Here is a 1,399-nt window from a genome sequence, read left to right on the forward strand (position 1 = left end):
TTGGCGAGCAGTTTGTTGGGCGTCACGCCAATCGAACAACTCAGCCCGGTTGCGGCAAAAACTGCATCCTTGATGCGCTGAGCCAGGACGCGGGTTTCCTCCGGAATGTCGCTGAGGTCGACGTAGATTTCGTCAATTCCACGGTCTTCGACATTTGGCGCAATGGCCCGGACAGACGCCTTGAACAGGCGCGAATAGTGGCGATAGGCCTCGAAGTTGGCGGGCAGAAGAATAGCCTCGGGCGCCAGTTTCGCCGACTTCATGAGGCCCATGCCAGAAAAAATGCCCAAGGCTCGGGCCTCATAGGTCGAGGTGGTAATCACGCCCCGCCCGGCATATTCGCGCAAGCGCGAAAAATGCCTGGAGCCGTCGGCCTGCACCACCGGCTGATGAACACTCCGCCCGCCGACCACGACAGCCTGCCCGCGCAGCTCGGGATAGCGAAGCAGTTCGACCGAGGCGAAGAAGGCATCCATGTCAAGGTGAGCGATACGACGAATACTGTTCATACGAACAGTATATCAAAGCAAGTGTTGCTGGTTCTGTTCAAGGCAAGCAGCTATCAAAAAAAGAGCCCCGGAATTGCTTCCGGGGCTAACCGAGGTTGCTGCAGAGAGAGAGGTTCCTCCAGCCGCAGGCAGGGGCCTGACTTTGTCGACTTCACCTTGGCGTGCCAATCGCACTGCCTGCGGCTCGTCTTCGCGTCAATCCCCTACCTGAGACCGGAGCTGCCGTCAGGCGTAAGTCGGGGCGAAGGCGGCTTCGGGGTTGGTGGCCGGGCCCTTGTCGGTCCAGTACGGGGAAAGTTTGCGCAGTTGGGCGACGATGGGCGGCACCGACTCGATAACGTAATCGACTTCCGCTTCGGTGTTGTAGACCGACAGCGAGAAACGGATCGTGCCGTGCGCGGCGGTGTAGGGAATGCCCATGGCGCGCATGACGTGCGACGGTTCGAGCGAGCCGGAAGTACAGGCCGAGCCTGAACTGGCGGCGATACCCAACTTGTTCAACAGGAGCAGGATGGCCTCGCCTTCGATGTATTCGAAGGCGATATTGCTGGTATTGGGCAGGCGGTTGGAAACGTCACCGGTCGGGAAGCAGTGGGTGATCTGGCTCAGGATGCCGAGTTCGAGCTTGTCGCGCAGGCGGCGGACTTCGGTGTTTTCGACGTCCATTTTCTGCATGGCGAGCTCGCAGGCCATGCCGAGGCCGACGATGGACGCCGAGTTCTCGGTACCGGCCCGACGACCGCGTTCCTGATGACCGCCACGGAGCAGCGGACGGAAGCGGCAGCCACGGCGCAGATAAAGTACGCCGATGCCCTTCGGGGCGTGCAATTTGTGACCGGACAGCGAGAGCATGTCGATCTTGGTGTTCTTGAGATCGATGGGAATCTTGC

2 protein-coding genes are annotated in these 1,399 nt (G+C 60.3%); both read right to left on the reverse strand.

Annotated features, from left to right (window positions below):
* Nucleotides 1-509, reverse strand: a 509-nt coding sequence (locus ADADOO_RS00585; RefSeq protein WP_511274221.1) for a DNA polymerase Y family protein, incomplete at its 3' end; no start/stop codon positions are given.
* Nucleotides 510-734: 225 nt separating this feature from the next.
* The coding region (locus ADADOO_RS00590; RefSeq protein ID WP_511274222.1) for an aminotransferase class V-fold PLP-dependent enzyme at nt 735-1,399 on the reverse strand (665 nt) is incomplete at its 5' end.

It is taken from the genome of Azonexus sp., from assembly GCF_036170495.1.
GTDB lineage: Bacteria > Pseudomonadota > Gammaproteobacteria > Burkholderiales > Rhodocyclaceae > Azonexus.